The sequence below is a fragment of the Streptomyces atriruber genome (assembly GCF_001418325.1).
GTDB classification, from domain to species: domain Bacteria; phylum Actinomycetota; class Actinomycetes; order Streptomycetales; family Streptomycetaceae; genus Streptomyces; species Streptomyces atriruber.
Window position 1 is genome coordinate 1 of record NZ_LIPN01000170.1, and the last position, 1,728, is coordinate 1,728.

The 1,728-nt window shown below is 65.5% G+C and carries 3 protein-coding genes; all 3 read right to left on the bottom strand.

From position 1 onward, the window contains the following. Positions 1-134: ATP-binding cassette domain-containing protein (locus AOK03_RS19250; RefSeq protein WP_157868999.1), on the bottom strand; the 134-nt coding region annotated here is incomplete at its 3' end. Beyond that, on the bottom strand, positions 134-1,075 hold the full coding sequence (locus AOK03_RS19255) for an amino acid ABC transporter permease (protein WP_055566541.1): 942 nt from the start codon (positions 1,073-1,075) through the stop codon (positions 134-136). The genes AOK03_RS19255 and AOK03_RS19250, both read right to left, overlap by 1 nt. Before the next feature lie 41 nt (positions 1,076-1,116). Beyond that, positions 1,117-1,728: transporter substrate-binding domain-containing protein (locus AOK03_RS19260; protein WP_157869000.1), on the bottom strand; the 612-nt coding region annotated here is incomplete at its 5' end.

A 1,728-nucleotide genomic window follows, 5' to 3' on the forward strand; every position in this document is an offset into this window, starting at 1 on the left:
GTCGACTTGCCGGAACCGGACGGACCGATCAGGCAGAAGACCTCTCCCGACTTGACCTCGAGGTCGATGCCCTTGAGCACCTCGACACTGCCGAAGGACTTGTGCACGCCCTCGGACTTCACCATGGCGGTCATCAGCGGACACCTCCCGCGCGGTTGCCCAGCGACAACATATTGGCCTTGATCTTCTGGAAGGGGGTGTCCGGCAGGGTGCGGGACGAGCCGCGGGAGTAGTACCGCTCCAGGTAGTACTGCCCGACGCTGAGGATCGACGTCATGATTAGGTACCAGCAGGCGGCGAGCAGCAGCGTCTCGACCGTGGCGCCGGACGAGGTGCCGATGTCCTGGGCGTACTTGAGGAGCTCGTAGTACTGGACGGCGGCGACCAGTGACGTCGTCTTCAGCATGTTGATGAACTCGTTGCCGGTCGGCGGCACCACGACGCGCATGGCCTGCGGCAGCACCACGCGGCGCAGCGTCTTGCCGTGGCTCATGCCGAGGGCGTGCGACGCCTCGGTCTGGCCCTCGTCGACCGAGAGCAGACCGGCGCGGCAGATCTCCGCCATGTACGCGGCCTCGTTGAGGCCCAGGCCCAGCAGCGCCGTCAGGAACGGCGTCATGAAGTCCGACCACTCGTCCTTGTAGATCGGACCGAGGTTGATGTAGTCGAAGACGAAGCCGAGGTTGAACCAGACGAAGAGCTGGACCAGGACCGGCGTGCCGCGGAAGAACCAGATGTAGAACCAGGCGATCGACGAGGTCACCGGGTTCTTCGAGAGGCGCATGACCGAGAGCAGCACACCGCCGCCGACGCCGATGAGCATCGAGAGGAAGGTGAGGATCAGCGTCTCGCGGACACCCTTGAGGATGCGCTCGTCGAAGAAGTTGTCGGGGATCGCGCCCCAGTTGATGTCGCCCTGCGAGAAGGCGTAGACGATGGCGGCGAGCACGCCGATCGCCAGGACCGCGGCGATGTAGCGGCCGAAGTGCCGGACCGGGATGGCCTTGATGGCCTCCGCCGGGCGGGCCGTGGGGACGTCGTCCGCCGGGCCCTTCTTGGAGATGTCTGGGGTCACGTGAGTGGCCTTTCAGCGACTGGGAGGGAAGGGGGAGGGGGTCACTTGCCGCCGTTGATCACGGCTTCCTTGACCGCGCCTTCCTCGACGCCCCACTTCTTGATGATCTTTTCGTAGTCGCCGTTCTTGATGATCGCTTCGAGGGCCGCCTGGATCGCGTCGCGCAGCTCGGGGTTCTTCTTGGAGACGGCGATGCCGTACGGAGCCGCCTCGACCTGCTCGCCGACCAGCTGGAAGTCCTTGCCGCCGCCCGAGATCTTCACCGCGTACGCGGCCACCGGGAAGTCGGACGAACCCGCGTCGGCGCCGCCGGAGCGCAGTCGGGTCTGGGCCTGCTGGTCGTTGTCGAACTGCTCGATCGCGATCTTCTTGCCGCCCTTGCACTTCTTCGACTCGGCCTTGGCCAGGTCGTGCGAGACGGTGCCGCGCTGGACGACGATCTTCTTGCCGCAGAGGTCGGCCCAGGTCTTGATGCCCTGGTCGTCGCCCTTCTTGGTGTAGATCGAGACGCCCGCCGTGAAGTAGTCGATGAAGTCGACGCCGGCGCCGACCTTCTTGCCGTTCTCCTCGTCGATGCCTTCCTGACGGTTCTTGGTGTCCGTCATGGCCGACATCGCGACCTGGTAGCGCTTGGAGCGCAGGCCGCCGAGGAG